Here is a 17,452-nt window from a genome sequence, read left to right as displayed (position 1 = left end):
TCGACGATGGCCGGCATTGGCTTTGAAATACGCAAAATTCTCCACAAGGATAATCTGACCAGTACGCTGGCTGCCTACAGTTATGCGGGGTTGATTGGTTCCGGACCCCTGATTCTGTCCATCGTCTCGATCCAGTTGATCAGCCTGTTCAGTTTGTCGGTGGCGCGCACCAATTTCCCCATCGTTCAGTTTCAGGTTTCCCTGACCTATTTGATTGCGGCAAGCCAGATTCTGACGGGCGCGGTGCAATTGATGTTTACCCGCTATATTTCAGACCGTCTCTTCGGGAACGAAAACGAGACGGTGTTGCCCAGCTACCATGCGGTACTGCTGGTGGTGACTTTGGGGGCCGGGATCCTGGGGTTGATCCTGTGTTTTACGGCGTTTGCTGGCATGGATATTGACTATCGCCTGTTGATGCTGACGGCCTTCGTGTTGTTGTGCAATATCTGGTGCGGCATCATTTTTCTGTCGGGAATCAAGCAATACCGGGCGATTTTGTTGCTGTTCGTGGTGGGCTACGGATCGGCGGTGATTTTTGCTTTGTTCCTGTTTCCCCGGTTCGGATTGAACGGATTGATCGGCAGTTTCGTTCTGGGTCATATTCTTTTGATTCTGGGGATGCACGCCCTGATCTACCGCAATTTTCGTTCGGAAAAATATATTTCCTGGCAGGTCTTTGACCGCAGGTTCAATTATCCCCGTCTGGGCGTGGTGGGCCTTTGCTACTATCTGGGCGAGTGGTTGCACAAGATTCAGTTTTGGTACTATCCCTTCACAGGGCAACCGGTCATCGGGCCATTGCATGCCTCGTTCATTTACGACTATCCGATCTTTTTGTCCTATCTGGCGGTGTTGCCCGGAATGGCCTTTTTCCTGTTGCGCATCGAAACGGATTTTGTGGAATATTACAATGCCTTTTACGATGCCGTGCGTTCGGGGGGGACTTATGAACATCTTCAGAACATGCGCAACATGATGGTGCGCGGGGTCCGCACGGGACTCTATGAGGTGCTCAAGATCCAGAGCATCGTGGTGTTGCTGGTCTTCGCTTTCGGACAGGACTTGCTTCATCTCGTGGGCATATCGGTCTATTACCTGCCCCTTCTGCGGATCGATACCATTTCCGCCAGTTTGCAGGTGCTTTTCCTGGTGGCGATCAACGTATTTCTGTACATCGATCGCCAGCGGGTGGTCATGATCCTGTCCGTTTTGTTTGTGGTATTGACGGGGTTATTTACCTGGGTTACCTTGAAAATAGGACCGGAAACCTACGGCTATGGGTTTGCCCTGTCCAGTTTTGTGGTGGTCTTGATGGCAATCTTTTATCTGGAACAGTATTTTTCTGAACTGGAATACGAAACCTACATGCTCCATCAGGATGAACTGGTCTATAGCCATAACTGAAGGAGTGTCTGTGGGACGGCGGGGTAAAGCGAGCATCTGGTTTTTGCTGGTATTGTGGGGGGTCAGTCCGCATCTATTGGCGAGACCTTTGACGGTGGCTTTCTATTACGGCAAACATCCCGCCGTACGGGAACTGGCGGATTTCGATCTGGTGGTGGTGGATCCCGACAGTGATTTTACCCCGGTGCATTATCCCCGCAGTCGGGCCCGTTGGATTGCCTATGTGAGTGTGGGCGAAGTGACTCCCAATCGGGGGTATTACGATCTCTTTCCAAAATCCTGGATTCTGGGCGATGATCCCGACTGGAATTCTGAAATCATTGATCAGACTTCGCCGGCATGGCCCGCCTACTTTGCCGAGCAGGTGGTGCGTCCCTTGTGGAATCGGGGCTACCGGGGATTTTTTCTGGACACCCTGGATTCCTGGCGCAAGGTGGTGACGGACCCCCAGGAACAGGAAAGACAACAACTCGGGTTGGTCCGCTTGATTGTGACCTTGCATCGAAAATTTCCTCAAGCACAGATCATTCTGAATCGAGGATTTGAATTGTTGCCCAAGGTCCATTCCCTGGTCAATGCAGTGGTGGTGGAGTCCGTATTTCAGGGATGGAACCAGAAAGACAAAATCTATTACGCAGTTTCTGCTCAGGATACCCAGTGGCTATTGGGTCAGATCGATGCCATTCGTCGTCAGTATCGCTTGCCCGTCATCGTTCTTGACTACTGTGATCCTCAAAATCCCGACTGTGCCCTCCAGGATGTTTCTGCTCTGCGCCGGGCCGGGGTGATTCCCTATGTGTCCGACGGGCTTCTTCAGGTGATCAATCCACTGACCTTGCGTTGACCGGTTATCTCTGGGCGGGGGGGTGGGTAAGGGATCGGTGTCGAAGTTTGTACTGACGAAAAATCAGGGACAGCAACCCCGTTCCCAGGGCCACCGCCAGGGGAAAGCGCCAGTCGGGGTGATCGATGACGAAGGGCAATAGTCCCACGGCGGTGGCGGGGGGGGCATGCAAATCAAAAAAACGGATCAGGGCAATGGAAACGCCCATGGACAGGATCACGGCCAGGGGCCCGTGCCCGAGCAACAGAAAAATCCCCAACCCCGAGGAAGCGGTCAACAGGCAGGCCAGAACCAGCAGCACGGGCTTTCTTGCCCAGGGGCAGACATCGGCATGGGCAAACATTTCATAGGCGATGACCACCAGGGGGGGGTACAGAATGAAGCGCCAGCCGGAAAAGAGCACCAGTCCCATGGCTATGGCCAAAAAAACGATGAAGTAGGGTAACCAATGGTATTGGGTGGCGGGGCATTCCACTTCATCATCGATTCGATCAGCTTGTGAAGGAGGGGGGAGCGGAGGGTGGGCGTTTTTTTGAAACCTTTGGCGCAGGACCGATCCCAGCGCCAATAAGGAGGTGCTGAAAAGCACGGCGCCTGCATACCACCAACTGCCATCATCCAGGGCGATGGGGAGTACCCCGGCAGAAATCGCGGGGGCGATGGGGGAGCGAAGGACCTTGATGAAGAACAGGGCCGCTGAAATTCCCAGTCCCAGCGACAGGGGGCCATAGCCCCACTGGTGTTGCAGCCACAAACCCACCACCGCCGCCAGAAAGGGAGTCAGAACCAGCAGAATGGGAGCGCTGGCCCACTTTCCCTGGGGACGCTTGAAAATGTCGTAGGATAGAGCCGCCAACTCTGGAAAAAGCACATGGGATATCCCGCTGATCAGGGCGACTTCTGCAATGCCTCCGATATAGCACAGGGCCAGGAGTTCTCCCATGTCAGTGCATCCTTTCAGTCTTCAATGGAGCCTTCACCGTTTTTTGAAGGCGGGGTTGTGGGGGGAGGTTTGTCTCGGACCGAGGCAAACTGGGCATCATAGGTCTTACCCACGATGTTGGCCAATACCCCGGTGGTCCAACCGAAGGTCAGCAGTCCGGACATGGTGATAAACATGGACAGTTGGCGCCACCCCATGGGCAACAACACATCTCCGTTTCCCAGCGACGTATAGGTTTCACCGGCCAGATAGAAGGCTGTACGCATATCCGGAACGGCCTGCATGAAGTGCAGGATCAAGGCCAGGGAAAGGATTTCCGTCAGGTGGGTCAGCAGGATCAGGAAGACCAGGTAGAAAAAGTAGATCTGCCGGCGCAACTCATGATTTTCCCGGGCAAAACGCCACCAGTGGACTTCGAAGCGGTGCATGACCTGATACATGCCGAAACTGTGAATGAGCATGCAGAGCAGGATCATGACCAGCCCCAAACCGATCTCCAGAAACGGGTGGACATCGGTGATCAGAGGGGCGGGGTTCAGGGCAACCATGGAGTGAACATCAGGAGTGGCATCCCTCTGGATTATAGCGAGATATGACCGTGCACTCCAGAGGATCTGGAAAATGCATAAAAGTTTCACAGAACTGCAATATTCGCGACACGACCCTGTCACAAAGGAATGGGAAAATACACCCTGAAAACAATAAACGGGCAAAGACCCCATCCATTCACATTACTGACAGGAACACATCATGTACAAGAAGAAATTTCGTCTGAGGCCGCTCATCTCCGGACTGTTTCACGCCTCCATGCTGACGGCCTTGCCGGGAACCCTGTGGGCTTACGATCTGGGCTCGGTATCCAGCGGCGCGGGCAACAGCAACGAAGCCATCCCGCCTGCCGAATCGGCCTCGGCCAACGCCCCCACCCAGGGATCCCTGACCGCCACCGAACCCCAGTCCGTCATCAACCGTAACTACATCGAGAATACCCAGACCGGGGCCTCCACCTATGTGGATAATGCGGCTATTGCGCCGGGGGTCTGGTCCGTCAGTCCCAATGGACCTGGGGGGAGCGATCAGGGCGGATTGGTCATGCGTTCCTTCCAGGACGGGCAATACAACGTCACCTTCGACGGGATTCCCTTTGCGGACGGCGCGGATTTTACCCACCATGTGAATACCTACTTCCTGGGTCAGGATACGGGGGAAGTCACGGTGGATCGGGGTCCAGGGCGGGCCAGTACGGTGGGGGATTCCACCTACGGGGGGACCATCGCCCTGCGTTCCAACGATCCCCAGGGAGACCCTGCAGCGACGGTGCGCTCCCAGGTCGGCAGTTTCAATTCCCGTCTGGTGGGATTTCAGTATGACACGGGGGTGATGCAGAACTACGGGGATGCCAGCGGGTTCATCGATTACAACCACTACCAGACCGACGGGGCGCTGACCAACGGCAATGAACGGCGGGGCAACGTCTTTGCCAAGTTCATCAAACCCCTCAATGAAGATACCGCCATCACCGTGGTGGCCATGCAGAACAATACCTTTCAGAATGCATCGCCGGGGGCAACGGCGCAGCAGATTTCAAAATATGGTTCGAACTATGGGTTGAACCAGAATCCGCTGAGTACCGGCTATGTGGGGTATAACAACGATCAGTTCACTTCCAATTTCGATTACATCGGATTGCAAACCCGCTTTGGCGACTGGAAGATCGACAACAAGGTGTATACCACGTCCTATGCCCACAATGCCATGAATGGCAATAATCCAAACGGAGCATCAGGGCAAACTCTGGCAGGAGCCGGAAACGGGTTGTTATTGTCCGGTGGGAATACAGCACTGGGGTCCAACATTGCCGGCGTGACGGGGTTGACCGCCTACACGTCCTATGGAGATATTTTGCGGGCCACCCGGGCATTGGGCAACGACGATCTGAATTTCGGGCTGTGGATCGAGCGCCAGTTGCACCAGTCCTGGACCAATAACGTAGATCTTTCCACCGGCGGACTCGGATCTATCATCAATCAGGCGGGTGTGGCCAATGGCGGGAATCAGGCGGAAACCAGTTCCATGAACACCATTCAGCCCTACGTGGAATATATCTGGCGCCCCACCAGCAAGTGGTCCATTACCCCAGGGCTGAAATTCAACGACTTCAACCGGACCTACAATTCAGCCTATGACACCACAGTGGGGGGCGCCTTTGCCTACTCCCATTCCTGGGCCTCGCTGCTGCCTTCTCTGGATGCGCACTACTATATCTCGGATAACTGGTCGGCTTATGGGCAAGCGGCCGCAGGGATGCAGGCGCCCATGCTGTTCGGTTCCTTCTATAACGCGAACCAGCCGATTCAGCCCAACACGGCGGTGGGCCTGTCTTATCTCGCCCCGGAAAAAACCATGAACTACCAGTTGGGGACGGTGTTCAAGAGCAGCAAATTGACGGCTTCCGCAGATGTCTATTACATCACCAACAACAATCTGTCACAGCAAAGTGCGGTGGGGAATCTGATCACCGTCCAGAACATCGGGGCGGTGCATTACCAGGGGGTGGAAGGAGAAGCGACCTACAACCTGGGTTCCGGGTTCAATGCCTACGGTAACTACTCCCTGAACAGTTACACCAGCGCCATTCCCATTCAGAATGCGCCGCAGAGTACGGCGGCCCTGGGGATGCTCTATGAACACAACAAGACCAATGCCTCCTTGATCGCCAAGGAAATCGGGTCGCGCTGGGGGGGAACGGATGTCAACGGCAACTATGTGCACTTTGGCAGTTACACCACGGTCAACCTGGCCACCGGGTACAACTTTGGTTCCCTGGGTTGGGCCAAGGACGCCAAACTGGAATTCCAACTGGATGATCTCTTCAACCGCACCGACATGATTGCTTATGCCGGAAGTACCCAAGGAGGAAATGCTTTGTACTGGACCTTGCCGGGACGGATGTTCAGTCTCAATCTGAGCGCAAGTTTCTAAGATTACTGTAGTACCTTCGGCCGTATCCCCCTTCACAGGGGGTACGGCATTTTTGCTATTTATTCGAGGAGAATGAACCATGACGATGCAAGGAATTCAAGCTGCGGCACAAAGTTCGGGCGGCATGCTCTATTTGATGGCCCTGTTGTTGCTGGTGGCCCTGACGGTCATCATCGAACGGGGTTGGTATCTGTGGCGGGTCCTGACTCAGGGGACCCAACTGATCAAGGAAGTGACCGGGGTGCACAAGGTATCGAAGGAAGCCTTCGAGGCCCTGGTGGTCCAGCATCCGGATTTGCCCCACGCCAAGGTCCTGGAAGCAGCGCTTCAACATGATCTGGAGCATGATTTTGACCGTATTTCCGACAAACTGGAAGAATCCGTCATGCGCGAAGCGCCCCATGTGGACCGCTTTCTGTGGGTGCTGGACACCATCGTGACCCTGGCTCCCCTGATGGGCCTGCTCGGAACCATCATCGGCATGTTCAATGCCTTTCAGGTGCTGGGAGACGTGTCTAACTCACCCACCAAGGTCACCGGCGGCGTGGCGGAAGCCCTGCTGGCCACGGCCTGTGGATTGTTCATCGCCATCCTCGGATTGGTGGCCTTGAACGGGTTGAACAATCGGGTACGGGTGATCATGCACCAGATGGAAACCCTCAAGATGATGTTGCTCAATCGTCTCTATCCCCATTACCATGAGTCCTACGAAGAACAGAAAAAAGTGTTGGCCGGTGTTCGCGCCCGCTCTGCGGCTTGAAGGGAGGGTGAGTGATGGCTATGAATTACTTTGAAACGAAACGTGCCCGGATCGAGATCATCCCGATGATCGACATCATGTTTTTTCTGTTGGTGTTTTTCATCATGATCACGTTACACATGATTCCCTCCACCGGTGTAGCATCCAAAATGCCCAAGAGTTCCACCACCACGGCTCTGGAGCCCCCCAAGGTACTGGTGAATGTGGATGACGAGGGGGATATTACCGTGGAGGGTCAGAAGTTGACGGCCGAGGCTCTGACGGTGCGACTCAAGGCACAAGGGGATCCGGACAAGGTGGTGGTAACCATTGCAGGCGAAAAAACCACCTCGCTCCAGTCCATGATGAAGGTGATGGATGCCTGTCGTCAGGCCGGGATTACCCAGATCGGTCTGGCTGCCCATGCAACGGAGGAGGCCCATTGATGGAAAAAGCAATGAACATGCCTCGAGCGGCTGCATTAGCCGCATTTTTGGAAGGGATGATGGTGCTGGCGTTTTTGTACGGTCTCAGTCGCGAAGTGGACAAGGTGGTAAAGCCTCAGGTCACCCTGATTCAACTGACCCAGGCTCCGGAAGCGCCCAAGACGGTGCCACCCCCCCCCACGCCCAAGCCACCGCCTCCCAGGCCGGTGGTTCATCATACGGTGGCGCATCAGGAACCCACGCCGGTTCCTGTGCCTACCCCGGCGCCCGCGCCCCCCCCGGTGGTTCCTACCCCCGTGATTCCGGCGCCGGTGACCCCGACCCCGCATCAGAAAGTGGCCGAGGCTGCGCCGTCACCGCCCCAGCATCTGCGTCCTGCAGATATTTCCATCACTTTTGCCGACAAGGTACGCGCAGCGGTGCAAAATGCCGTGGTCTTCCCCATGGCAGCGCGGGCTGCCCATTTGTCTGGGCAAACCAAGGTAACTTTTGATTACAAGGATGGTATGGCCTCTGGCGCGAGTGTGCTGATCACGAGTGGAAACCGGATCCTGGACAAGGCGGCCTTGGCTGCCGTTCATGTCGCCCATTTTCCGTCAGCCACTGCCGAGTATGCGGGAAGAATCCTGACCTTCGAGATCTGGGTAAAATTTTTGGGAGTGGATGAACACGAATGAGTGCATTGAACAACGCAACAAATAACCCCTCGGTTTATGACTCAGTGTGGCGTGGATTGCATTGGGTCATGGCTTTTCTTGTTATTTCCGTCCTGGTGGTGATCGAAGTCAAGGGCGAACTCCCCAAGGGCGAACTCCGGCGTCAGTTGATGAGTTGGCACAAACAGGCAGGGGTGGCAGTTTTCCTTCTGGTATGGGTACGGTTATGGTGGCGACATACCCATCGGACACCCGCGATCGTTCCTCCCCTGTCGGACGCCATGAAACGTCTCGCCGGTTTGGCTCATCTGGGGTTGTATGCCTTGATGATTCTTCTGCCTGTCTTGGGAGTGCTTTTTCAGCAGGCGCGCGGGAATGAAGTGGTTTTTCTGGGCTGGACATTGCCCTGGATCCTGAATGATACTTCCTGGATTCACTATGCCAAGCCCATGAAGAGTGTGCATGAATGGCTGGGGAATGCCTTGATCTGGCTGGTGGGGCTGCATGGTGCGTCGGCGTTTTTCCATCACTGGATACGACGGGACAATACGTTGGTTCGCATGTTGAACCTTCGTCGTTCCTGAAGGACCTCACTGAAACGGTTTCGATATTATTTTTAACAAGGAGTTTATAGGATGAAATCCATCAAGAAATGGTCGGTAGGGACCCTGACTTTGCTGCTGCTGGGAAATGCTTCCCTGGCTCTGGCCTACAAGGGCGAGCAGTATGCCAAGGAGGCTACCCTGACCATCGAGCAGGCCCGTGCCGTGGCAGTCAAGGCTTATCCGGGCGACATCGTGGAAGAGGAACTCGAGCATAAATTGGGGGGGAGCGGTTTGCGTTACTCCTTCGATATTCGCGCCAACCATATCACCCATGAAGTGGAGATCGATGCCAAGTCCGGCAAGGTGCTACGCAATGAGCGCGAGAACAGTAACGAAGACTAAGCAACGGTGCTTTCTCTTCGATGAATCCCTGAAAGCACTCGACGAAGTTCGAGTGCTTCTTCCTCGTGCTGCAAGCACATTACAAAACCCTCATATTTTATCATTTGATTCCAAGATTTTTCTCGAACCTATTGCAAAATTCGGTGGTATGTCATATTGTTGGTCGAATTCTGCCGATTGCTGCAAATGTAAATACCACTTCTTGAGTCGATCTGTGGGGGACCATGAGTTTAAACTTGCGACAGGTGGCCCAAGTTCTGGCTGGGGCCAACGATGCCTTGATCATTACGGACGGAGAAGGGCGAATTCAGGATACCAATGCGGCCCATGCCCGATTGACTGGATACACGCAGGATGAGGTGATCGGGAAAAATCTGTTCAGAATTCATGGAGGACTGAGTTGCCCGGATACCTACAAGTCGGTTTGGCGCGGGATCAAACAGAATCAGAACTGGCTGGGGGAAATTTCCAATCGCCGTAAAACCGGCGAGGTTTACACAGAAAATTTCAGTCTTTGTGCCATCAGTGACTCCGAGGGGAAGACACAGAACTTCATCGCCGTGATGAGTGACCTGTCCGACAACCTCGATCTCGATTCCGTGGCCTGGAAGCGGGCGAATTACGATTATGTGACGGGTCTCCCCAATCGCCAGTTATTTCTGGAACGTCTGGATCAGGAAATCAAGAAATATCGCCGGAACGGCGCGCCCATGGCTTTGTTGCTATTGGATCTGGACCGCTTCAAGGAGGTCAACGACACTCTGGGCCATATGAAGGGGGATGTGCTTCTGGAAGAGGCGGCCCGTCGAATTTGTCGCGTCCTGCGGGAGACCGATACGGTTTCCCGTCTAGGGGGGGATGAGTTCGCCATCATTCTGCCAGAATGTGCGTTACTGCACGTTCAACAGGCGGCCCACGATATTACCGAGGCCCTGGCCCAACCCTTTGATCTGGGCGATGGAGATCGCTGTTTCATTTCGGCCAGTGTGGGTATTGCGCTCTATCCGGACAATGCGGAAGATCGCAATACCCTGGTGAAACATGCCGATCAGGCCATGTATTCCGCCAAGGCGGAAGGGCGGAACCGCTTCCACTTTTTCCTTCCTGCCATGCAGCAGGAAGCCCAAACCAAGATGATCCTGACCAATGACCTGCGTCTTGCGGCCCACCGGGGAGAATTGTCGGTGCATTACCAGCCCATTCTGGATCTGGAGGATGGACGACTGGAGAAGGTGGAGGCGTTACTGCGCTGGTCTCATCCTGGGCGCGGTGAAGTGGGACCACAGGTCTTCATTCCCTTGGCAGAGGCGTCCGGGTTGATTCACGAGATCGGAAACTGGCTTTCCTTTCAGGTGATTTCCCATATTGCTCAATGGCAAAAACGATTTGGTCAAATCATTCAAGTCAGCGTCAATCGTTCCCCGATTCAGTTTGACCAGGGCGATGCCCTTTGGCTGAAGCAGTTGGCGGGGTTGGGGCTGCCCGGTAATTGCATCACCGTGGAAATTACGGAAGGCATGTTGCTGAAAAAATCCGAGCGTATCCAGCAAAGTTTTCTGGATTATCGTAATCATGGGATAGAAGTCTCCATCGACGACTTTGGCACAGGATTTTCTGCCCTGTCCTACCTCAAGCAGTTCGATATCGATTATCTCAAGATCGATCGCTCTTTCATCTCCGAAATCACGGTGGATGAAAGTGACAAGGCACTCACCGAGGCCATCATCGTCATGGCCCATAAACTGGGCATCAAAACCATTGCGGAAGGGGTGGAAACCCGTGCGCAACACGATATGTTACGGTTGTTCGGGTGTGACTATGCCCAGGGGTTCTGGTATTCCCGGCCCGTGCCCGCGTCCGCTTTTGAAACCATTCTGGGGAGAACTCAAACGGAAGATGGAAGTTTCTTCTTTCACAGGGCGTGATTCCTCCCCGCCGGATTATCGTCCGGGCATCAGGTTGCGCATGCCCCGCATCATTTTGGTCATTCCCCCCTGAGAGAGCATTTTCATCATTTTCTGCATTTGTTCGAACTGGGCCAGGAGACGGTTGACTTCTTGTACCTGTACTCCGGAGCCCAGTGCGATGCGTCGTTTGCGTGATGCCTTGAGGAGTTCGGGTCGCCGCCGCTCGAGGGGGGTCATGGCGTTGATAATCCCTTCGATCCGGCGCAACGCATGGTCATCGGGGGCGGCGGTGCCGGGCGCGAGGCCCCGGCTCAACTGAGCCGGCAATTTGTCCATCATAGCTCCAATTCCACCGGCTTTGCGCATCTGTTGCAATTGGGATTTGAAGTCCTCCAGGTCAAAACTCTGTCCTTTCTTGAGTTTCTTGGCCAGTTTTTCTGCTTCTGTTTTGTCTACGGAGCGTTGAGCCTCTTCGATCAGACTCAGGACATCACCCATTCCCAGAATGCGCGAGGCCATTCGTTCCGGATGAAAGGCCTCGAGCCCGGTCAATTTTTCACCCACCCCGATGAACTTGATGGGACGTTGCGTCACATGGCGTACCGACAGGGCGGCCCCGCCCCGCGCATCGCCATCCAGTTTGGTAAGAATGATCCCGGTGAGGGGCAGAGCTTCCCCGAAGGCGCGCGCCGTATTGACCGCGTCCTGTCCTTGCATGGCATCCACCACAAAGAGTGTTTCCACGGGGTGGAGGGTTTGGTGAAGCCGCTGAATTTCCTGCATCATGGCTTCATCGATGGCCAGACGTCCGGCGGTATCCACGATCAGAACGTCATGGTAATGATGGCGGGCATGATCTAGGGCGGCGAGCGCAATCTCTTCAGGCGCCTGATGAGCGAAAGAAGGGAAGAAATCCACCTCGATGGATTGAGACAGAATCTGGAGTTGTTCGATGGCCGCAGGCCGGTAAATATCGCAACTCACCAGGAGAACTTTCTTTTTTTGCTGTTCCTTGAGCCACTTGGCCAGTTTTCCCGCAGTGGTGGTTTTACCCGCACCCTGCAAACCCGCCATGAGAATGACGGCGGGGGGCTGGGTAGCGAGATTCAGCCCCTCGTTCTGTTCCCCCATGAGGCGGGTCAGTACTTGATGGACGACTCCAATAAAGGCCTGGCCCGGCGTCAAACTGCTCAATACCGCCTGTCCCAGGGCTTCGCGGCGCACCGTATCGACAAATTCCTTGACCACAGGCAGCGCCACATCGGCTTCCAGTAGTGCAATTCGGACTTCACGCAGGACATCCTGAATGTTGGATTCGCTCAAACGCGCCTGTCCGCGCAAGGTTTTCAGAGCGCCTGTCAGACGTTCGGTAAGTTGATCGAGCATGGAAGGAGAAGCCTCATTAAAGGTTGGGAGTGGTAAACTATCGACACTATGGTCAATACCTCCCTCTATTTTATCACTGCAGCGCTTTATCTTCTGCTGGGGCTGCGGGATCTCGTTTCCCGGCAGCCGGTGCCGGTGGAAACCACCAATTGCCGGTCATCGTGGCGCGCCCAGGGTTTGCTCTTTTTGACTCTGGTGGTGCATGCCGCGTTATTGCACCGGGTTCTCTTCGCTTCCCACCAGATGGTTTTGTCCCTGGGAAATTCACTGTCCCTGGTGGGTGCGGCAACCGTTGCCATGTATTGGCTGGCCAGTTTTCGCTGCCGTCTGGGTGTCCTTCAGTCTGTCCTGATGTTGATCGTTGCAGGACTGGTGCTGGCTCCCCTCGTTCTGCCTGCCGAAAAACCGGTGGAATACAGCCATTTGCTGACCTTCAAGATTCATCTGGTGGTTTCCTTGATGGCCGATGGATTGTTTGGCGTGGCGGCCCTGCACGCCGTACTCATGAGTGTCATGGAACAGCGCCTGCACAACCATGATCGCCCCTTCACTCCGCTGGGGGCTCTGCCTTCATTGGTGGCCATGGATGCGCTGCTCTTTCAGATGATCTGGGTGGGTTTCCTCCTCTTGACGGCGACCTTGGTCAGCGGGATTTTCTTTTCCGAAGCCCTCTTCGACAAACCGCTGGTATGGAATCACAAGGTGATTTTTTCCCTGCTGTCCTGGATCATCTTTGCCGGGCTGTTGATGGCCCGCCAACTTTGGGGGATCCGCGGGCGGCGGGCAGCGCGCTGGACCCTGGCAGGGTTTGTCCTGCTTCTGGTGGGGTATCTGGGCAGCAAGTTTGTGGTGGAGATCCTGCTTCATCGTGGATGAGCTCTCCTGGGGCTGGATGTTGGCAGGACTGGTTTTGCTGCTGGTCCTGTCGGGGTTTTTCTCCATGGCCGAAACCAGCATGATCGCGCTGGATCGCTATCGCCTCAAGCACCTGGCGGCGCACCGTGCGGGTGCCCGCCGGGCCCAGTCCCTGTTGCAACAAACGGAACGTTTGCTGAGCATGTTGTTGCTGGGAAACAACTTGCTCAATGCGGCGGCGGCCTCCATTGTTACGGTGCTGGTAATGCGCTGGGTTGGAGGCGGCGGAATGACTCTCACCATCAGTACGTTACTGGTGACGCTGGTCATTCTGGTGTTTTCCGAAATCACGCCCAAGATCATCGGTGCCACCTGGCCCGAGCCCATTGCGCTGCGCATCAGTTTCATTCTGGTCGGGTTATTATGGGTGTTTTCCCCGATCATTTGGTTTATCAACCTGTTCGTGCGGGCATTGCTGTTCCTGATGGGCTTGCGTCGACGTTCCCAAATCCGGGCACAGGGGTTGGGCCTGGATGACTTGCGCCTGCTGGTGCTGGAGGGTGGGGGGTTTTTGACGGGCAACCATCAGGATTTGATCCTCAATCTGCTGGAATTGAACCAGATGACGGTGGAGGATGTGATGACGCCCCGCTCGCGCATCGAAGGGGTTGACATCGATGCGGATATGGTTGAAATCATGGCGCAGTTGGGGACGGCTCGCCATACTCTCCAGTTGTTGTATCGGGGGACACCGGATGCGGTGGTGGGCGTGGTTCATGTGCGCAAGATTTTCAATCTCTTCCAGCAAGGAGGAATCACCCGTGAAGGTCTGATGAGCGTGATGCGCCAACCCTATTTCATTCCAGAGGGAACGGCGTTACTGACCCAACTTCAGAACTTCCAGAAAACCCAGCATAAAGTTGGGCTGGTGGTGGATGAGTATGGAGAATTGCTGGGGTGGGTTACCGTGGAAGACATTCTGGAAGAAATTGTTGGAGAGTTCAGCGGGCGCTCCCATCACCGGGATTTGTTTACCCGCGAGAGCGCACACACGGTGTTGGTGGATGGAGACTGTTCCTTGCGGGATCTCAACCGGAAAGTGGGTACACTCTTTCCGGTCACCGGTCCTAAAACCCTGAATGGGCTGATCCTGGAAATTCTGGAGGACATTCCGGAGCCAGGAACGGCCCTCAAGGTGGCGGGTTATCCCGTGGAAATCGTGCAGACCCAGGACCGTCGGGTGCGGGTGGCGCGGGTACATGTGACGGAGGAGAATTCTGCTTCTGCCGCAGCACCCCAGGAGGCGGGGGAGTGATGCCGTTTCTGAATGGGTTGGTGGCTGCCCTGTTGGGGTTTGGGTTGGCCCATTGGGGGCAAGGGCGCCTGAATCGCTGGATCCATGGGCTCGATGAGGCCCGGATTCCCTGGATGAATCAGCAAACGGTCTGGGTTCATGATTTCAGGACCCGTCATCCACACCTTTTTCCTGGTTTGGTGGCATCCAGTGCTCTGACCACGCTGTGGCTGGGCCGGGCAGATCTGCAAGGCTGGGCCTTTGTCGGGTTACAATGGGGGTTGTTGTTGCTGGCGTTCATTGACCTGGAAACCCAATTGCTTCCCGATGGGCTGACTCAACCCTTATTGTGGTCAGGCTTGATTTTTCACGGGCTAGGAGGGGGAGTTTCCCTGGAACAGGGCCTCTGGGGCGCGGTATTGGGGTATTTGATGCTGGCCGGGGTGTATTGGGGTTTCCGTGGGTGGATGAAGCGGGAAGGCATGGGACTGGGGGATGTCAAGTTGCTGGCGGTGATTGGGGCCTGGATGGGCGCCGCACAATTGCCCTTGATCTTGATGGGAGCCGCATCCCTGGGCGTGGTGGGGGGGCTGTGCCTGGGGTGGCGCAAGGGAAGAAATATCGCCTTCCCCTTCGGTCCCTTTATGGTTTTGGCTGCCGAATGTATTTTGTGGATGAATTTGCAAGGGAGAGGAGCATGAGCAAGTTTATTGTGGGCGTGACCGGGGGCATAGGGGCAGGAAAATCCACGGTGGCCAGTTTATTTGCCCGGTATGGGGCCGGACTGGTGGATACGGATGCCATTTCCCGTCAAATGACCGCTCCGGGGGGCGCTGCCATCCAGGCGATCCGGGAGAAATTCGGAGAAGCTTTCATCAGTGAGGATGGCAGTCTGGATCGGACGGCCATGCGCAATCATGTATTCAATCACCCTCCCGCGCGCAAGCAGTTGGAAACCATCATGCATGGACGGATCCGGGAAGCGGTTCATGCGGCACTGGATGCGGCAACCCAGCCCTATGTCCTGCTGGTGGTTCCGTTGCTGATCGAGGTGGGTTCCTATCGCCCCCTGCTCTCCCGGGTATTGGTGGTGGATTGTGAGGAAGACCTTCAGGTTCGGCGGGCCTCCCAGCGGCCGGAAATGACGCCGGAGACGGTGCGGGCCATCATGGCCGCCCAGACCGATCGTAAAACCCGCCTGCGCGTGGCGGATGACGTGATCGACAACAACGGAGACTTGCAAAGTCTGGAGACGGTGGTAAAAAAACTCGATCATCAGTACCGCTTCATGGCTGGAGAACAACTTCGTTCCCTGAATGTTTCCTGAATCGGCGGGGGACTTGCATATCTCCCTTGTTTGCGTCAGAATCTCAAGATTGCTCCGAGGGGCCCCCCGGTGATCCTTTACGACTTTCCGTTGAGTGAGCAGGTCCGTGTATTTTTGCGCCTGACCACGCTGTTCCGGCATGTTTTCCATTTCTTGCAGCGGGACGATCCACTGGATCATCACGCTGCCCTTCTTTCTCTTTTTGAAATTGTGGATGCAACGGCCCGTGCCGACGTCAAGTCCGACTTGCTACAGGGACTGGAGCGGCAACGGGGGATATTGTCGTCTCTGCGACGCAACCCGGATGTGGATGCGGGCACGCTGGACAAGACCTTGAAGGACCTCGATGAGGCTATCGAGAGTTTGCATGCGTCCAAGGGAAAGTTTGCAGAATACCTGCGCAATCATGAAGGTCTCATGGCCATCAAGCAACGGGCCAACCTTCCCGGAGGGGTGTGTGATTTCGACATGCCCACCTATCATTACTGGTTGTCCCTGCCGGTGGAGGTGCGTCGAAGCCATTTTAGTGCCTGGGTCGCCCCCCTGCTTTCCACACAGACCGCCTTGGAACTGCACATCCGATTGATGCTGGAAAGCGGCAAGTCCTTCCATCTGGAGGCGCGCAACGGACTCTATCAACAGAACAAGGTGGGTGCTGATGCGCGGCTGTTGAGAGTGGGCGTCGAAGAAAAATTTCAGTGTGTTCCAGAAATCAGCGCCAACAAATATCAACTCAACATTCGCTTTCTGGAGATGGACGAAACCACGCGCACTGGCGTCGTGTCCACCCTTGTCCCCTTCGAACTCGTTTTTTGCAGTTTCTAGTCGGAGGGCGGGTTAGGCCGGTTGAGGCGAGGGGAGCAAAGTGGCGCGAATCTTTTGTAAAGCCCGAACCTCGATTTGACGCACCCGCTCGGCTGAAATTCCCCATTCGTCGGCTAGATCATGGAGCGTGATGGGGGGGGCGTCTTCGTCCCGCAACCAGCGGTCCTCGATGATCTTGCGACTGCGGGCGTCCAGTCGATTCAGGGCCTCCTGCAGTCCTTCATGGCTGTTTCGAGCATTTTCATTGGCTTCCAGGGTTTCCCGTGGTCCTGCTCCTTCGTCGGCCAGATAGGCCACGGGACTGACCCAGTGTTCTTCATCTTCCGGTCCGGGGTCCAGCGAAATATCCTGACCTGCCAGGCGAGTTTCCATTTCGCTCACATCTTCCGGGCGAACTCCCAACTGTTCTGCAATTTTGCGGGTTTCCTGCGGAGAAAGGGAACTGAAGCCGGGTTTGAGACTGCGCAAACCGAAGAACAACTTGCGCTGTGCCTTGGTGGTGGCGATTTTAACCAGACGCCAGTTGCGGAGGATATATTCATGAATTTCCGCCTTGATCCAGTGTACGGCGAAGGAAACCAAACGAACCCCGCGCTCGGGATCAAAGCGTCGGACGGCCTTCATGAGACCCACATTGCCTTCCTGGATCAAATCTGCCTGGGGTAAACCATAGCCCCTGTACTGGCGGGCAATGGAGGCCACCAGACGCAGATGGGAAAGAATCATGCGTTGTGCTGCGCCCAGATCATGGTGGTCGCGCAGGCGCCGGGCCAAACTGGTTTCCTCTTCGGCACTCAGCAAGGGAACCCGTGCAATCCTTTGCAGGTAATCTTCCAGACTTCCCGAATGGGTGGGAGTCAGATAGTGGTCAGCGGTTAATTCCATGGACTCATA

At 55.4% G+C, this 17,452-nt stretch carries 18 protein-coding genes; 14 read left to right on the top strand and 4 right to left on the bottom strand.

The annotated features are described in order from the left end of the window. Nucleotides 1-6 precede the first annotated feature (6 nt). Entirely contained in the window at nt 7-1,407 is a 1,401-nt protein-coding gene (gene pelG, locus HO274_RS05550) for an exopolysaccharide Pel transporter PelG (RefSeq protein ID WP_273122010.1), read from the top strand. A gap of 10 nt (nt 1,408-1,417) precedes the next feature. Then, the gene (locus tag HO274_RS05545; RefSeq protein WP_273122008.1) at nt 1,418-2,251 is read left to right on the top strand and encodes an endo alpha-1,4 polygalactosaminidase; all 834 of its coding nucleotides are present in this window, start codon (nt 1,418-1,420) and stop codon (nt 2,249-2,251) included. A gap of 4 nt (nt 2,252-2,255) precedes the next feature. Here HO274_RS05545 and HO274_RS05540 read toward each other — a convergent pair whose 3' ends face one another. Together HO274_RS05540 and HO274_RS05535 are read right to left on the bottom strand one after the other, a co-directional pair. After that, entirely contained in the window at nt 2,256-3,194 is a 939-nt protein-coding gene (locus tag HO274_RS05540; protein WP_273122006.1) for an HPP family protein, read from the bottom strand. Between the two features lie 14 nt (nt 3,195-3,208). Beyond that, a complete protein-coding gene (locus tag HO274_RS05535) occupies nt 3,209-3,742 on the bottom strand; it encodes an ion channel (protein WP_273122004.1) in 534 nt (177 codons plus the stop codon). 202 nt (nt 3,743-3,944) lie between these two features. On the opposite strand from HO274_RS05535, the gene HO274_RS05530 reads away from it, so the two are divergent. From HO274_RS05530 to HO274_RS05500, 7 genes are all read left to right on the top strand, one after another. Next, entirely contained in the window at nt 3,945-6,176 is a 2,232-nt protein-coding gene (locus HO274_RS05530; protein ID WP_273122002.1) for a TonB-dependent receptor, read from the top strand. Between the two features lie 79 nt (nt 6,177-6,255). Next, entirely contained in the window at nt 6,256-6,936 is a 681-nt protein-coding gene (locus tag HO274_RS05525; RefSeq protein WP_273122001.1) for a MotA/TolQ/ExbB proton channel family protein, read from the top strand. Nucleotides 6,937-6,956: 20 nt separating this feature from the next. Further along, nucleotides 6,957-7,361, top strand: a complete 405-nt coding sequence (locus tag HO274_RS05520; protein WP_420537392.1) for an ExbD/TolR family protein — start codon at nt 6,957-6,959, stop codon at nt 7,359-7,361. Next, nucleotides 7,361-8,038 carry an energy transducer TonB gene (locus HO274_RS05515; RefSeq protein ID WP_273121997.1) on the top strand — a complete coding sequence of 226 codons (678 nt, stop codon included), beginning with the start codon at nt 7,361-7,363 and terminating at the stop codon, nt 8,036-8,038. Before HO274_RS05520 ends, HO274_RS05515 begins: the two co-directional genes overlap by 1 nt. Then, a complete protein-coding gene (locus HO274_RS05510; protein WP_273121995.1) occupies nt 8,035-8,601 on the top strand; it encodes a cytochrome b in 567 nt (188 codons plus the stop codon). The genes HO274_RS05515 and HO274_RS05510 overlap by 4 nt, the downstream gene beginning before the upstream one ends. Before the next feature lie 51 nt (nt 8,602-8,652). Further along, nucleotides 8,653-8,964, top strand: a complete 312-nt coding sequence (locus tag HO274_RS05505; RefSeq protein ID WP_031597250.1) for a PepSY domain-containing protein — start codon at nt 8,653-8,655, stop codon at nt 8,962-8,964. 224 nt (nt 8,965-9,188) lie between these two features. Beyond that, nucleotides 9,189-10,889: a putative bifunctional diguanylate cyclase/phosphodiesterase gene (locus HO274_RS05500; protein WP_051862279.1), complete on the top strand. Its 1,701-nt coding sequence runs from the start codon at nt 9,189-9,191 to the stop codon at nt 10,887-10,889. A 15-nt stretch (nt 10,890-10,904) separates the two neighbouring features. Here HO274_RS05500 and ffh read toward each other — a convergent pair whose 3' ends face one another. Further along, complete coding sequence (gene ffh / locus HO274_RS05495; RefSeq protein WP_273121993.1) at nt 10,905-12,257, bottom strand: signal recognition particle protein; 1,353 nt, start codon at nt 12,255-12,257, stop codon at nt 10,905-10,907. Between the two features lie 48 nt (nt 12,258-12,305). Here ffh and HO274_RS05490 point away from each other — a divergent pair, with 48 nt between their 5' ends. From HO274_RS05490 to zapD, 5 genes are all read left to right on the top strand, one after another. Then, nucleotides 12,306-13,133: a cytochrome C assembly family protein gene (locus HO274_RS05490; protein WP_031595616.1), complete on the top strand. Its 828-nt coding sequence runs from the start codon at nt 12,306-12,308 to the stop codon at nt 13,131-13,133. Continuing rightward, entirely contained in the window at nt 13,126-14,427 is a 1,302-nt protein-coding gene (locus HO274_RS05485; RefSeq protein ID WP_273121990.1) for an HlyC/CorC family transporter, read from the top strand. Before HO274_RS05490 ends, HO274_RS05485 begins: the two co-directional genes overlap by 8 nt. Further along, a complete protein-coding gene (locus HO274_RS05480; RefSeq protein WP_273121988.1) occupies nt 14,427-15,107 on the top strand; it encodes a prepilin peptidase in 681 nt (226 codons plus the stop codon). The genes HO274_RS05485 and HO274_RS05480 overlap by 1 nt, the downstream gene beginning before the upstream one ends. Further along, nucleotides 15,104-15,733: a dephospho-CoA kinase gene (gene coaE / locus HO274_RS05475; protein WP_031595621.1), complete on the top strand. Its 630-nt coding sequence runs from the start codon at nt 15,104-15,106 to the stop codon at nt 15,731-15,733. Before HO274_RS05480 ends, coaE begins: the two co-directional genes overlap by 4 nt. A gap of 69 nt (nt 15,734-15,802) precedes the next feature. Continuing rightward, nucleotides 15,803-16,558: a cell division protein ZapD gene (gene zapD, locus HO274_RS05470; RefSeq protein ID WP_273121985.1), complete on the top strand. Its 756-nt coding sequence runs from the start codon at nt 15,803-15,805 to the stop codon at nt 16,556-16,558. A 12-nt stretch (nt 16,559-16,570) separates the two neighbouring features. Here zapD and rpoH read toward each other — a convergent pair whose 3' ends face one another. Continuing rightward, entirely contained in the window at nt 16,571-17,443 is an 873-nt protein-coding gene (gene rpoH, locus HO274_RS05465; RefSeq protein ID WP_273121983.1) for an RNA polymerase sigma factor RpoH, read from the bottom strand. Nucleotides 17,444-17,452 lie beyond the last annotated feature (9 nt).

The sequence above is a fragment of the Ferrovum myxofaciens genome (assembly GCF_013181415.1).
GTDB lineage: Bacteria > Pseudomonadota > Gammaproteobacteria > Burkholderiales > Ferrovaceae > Ferrovum > Ferrovum myxofaciens.
Note: the sequence above shows the minus strand (reverse complement) of the source record. Positions and strands in the feature narration are given on the sequence as shown.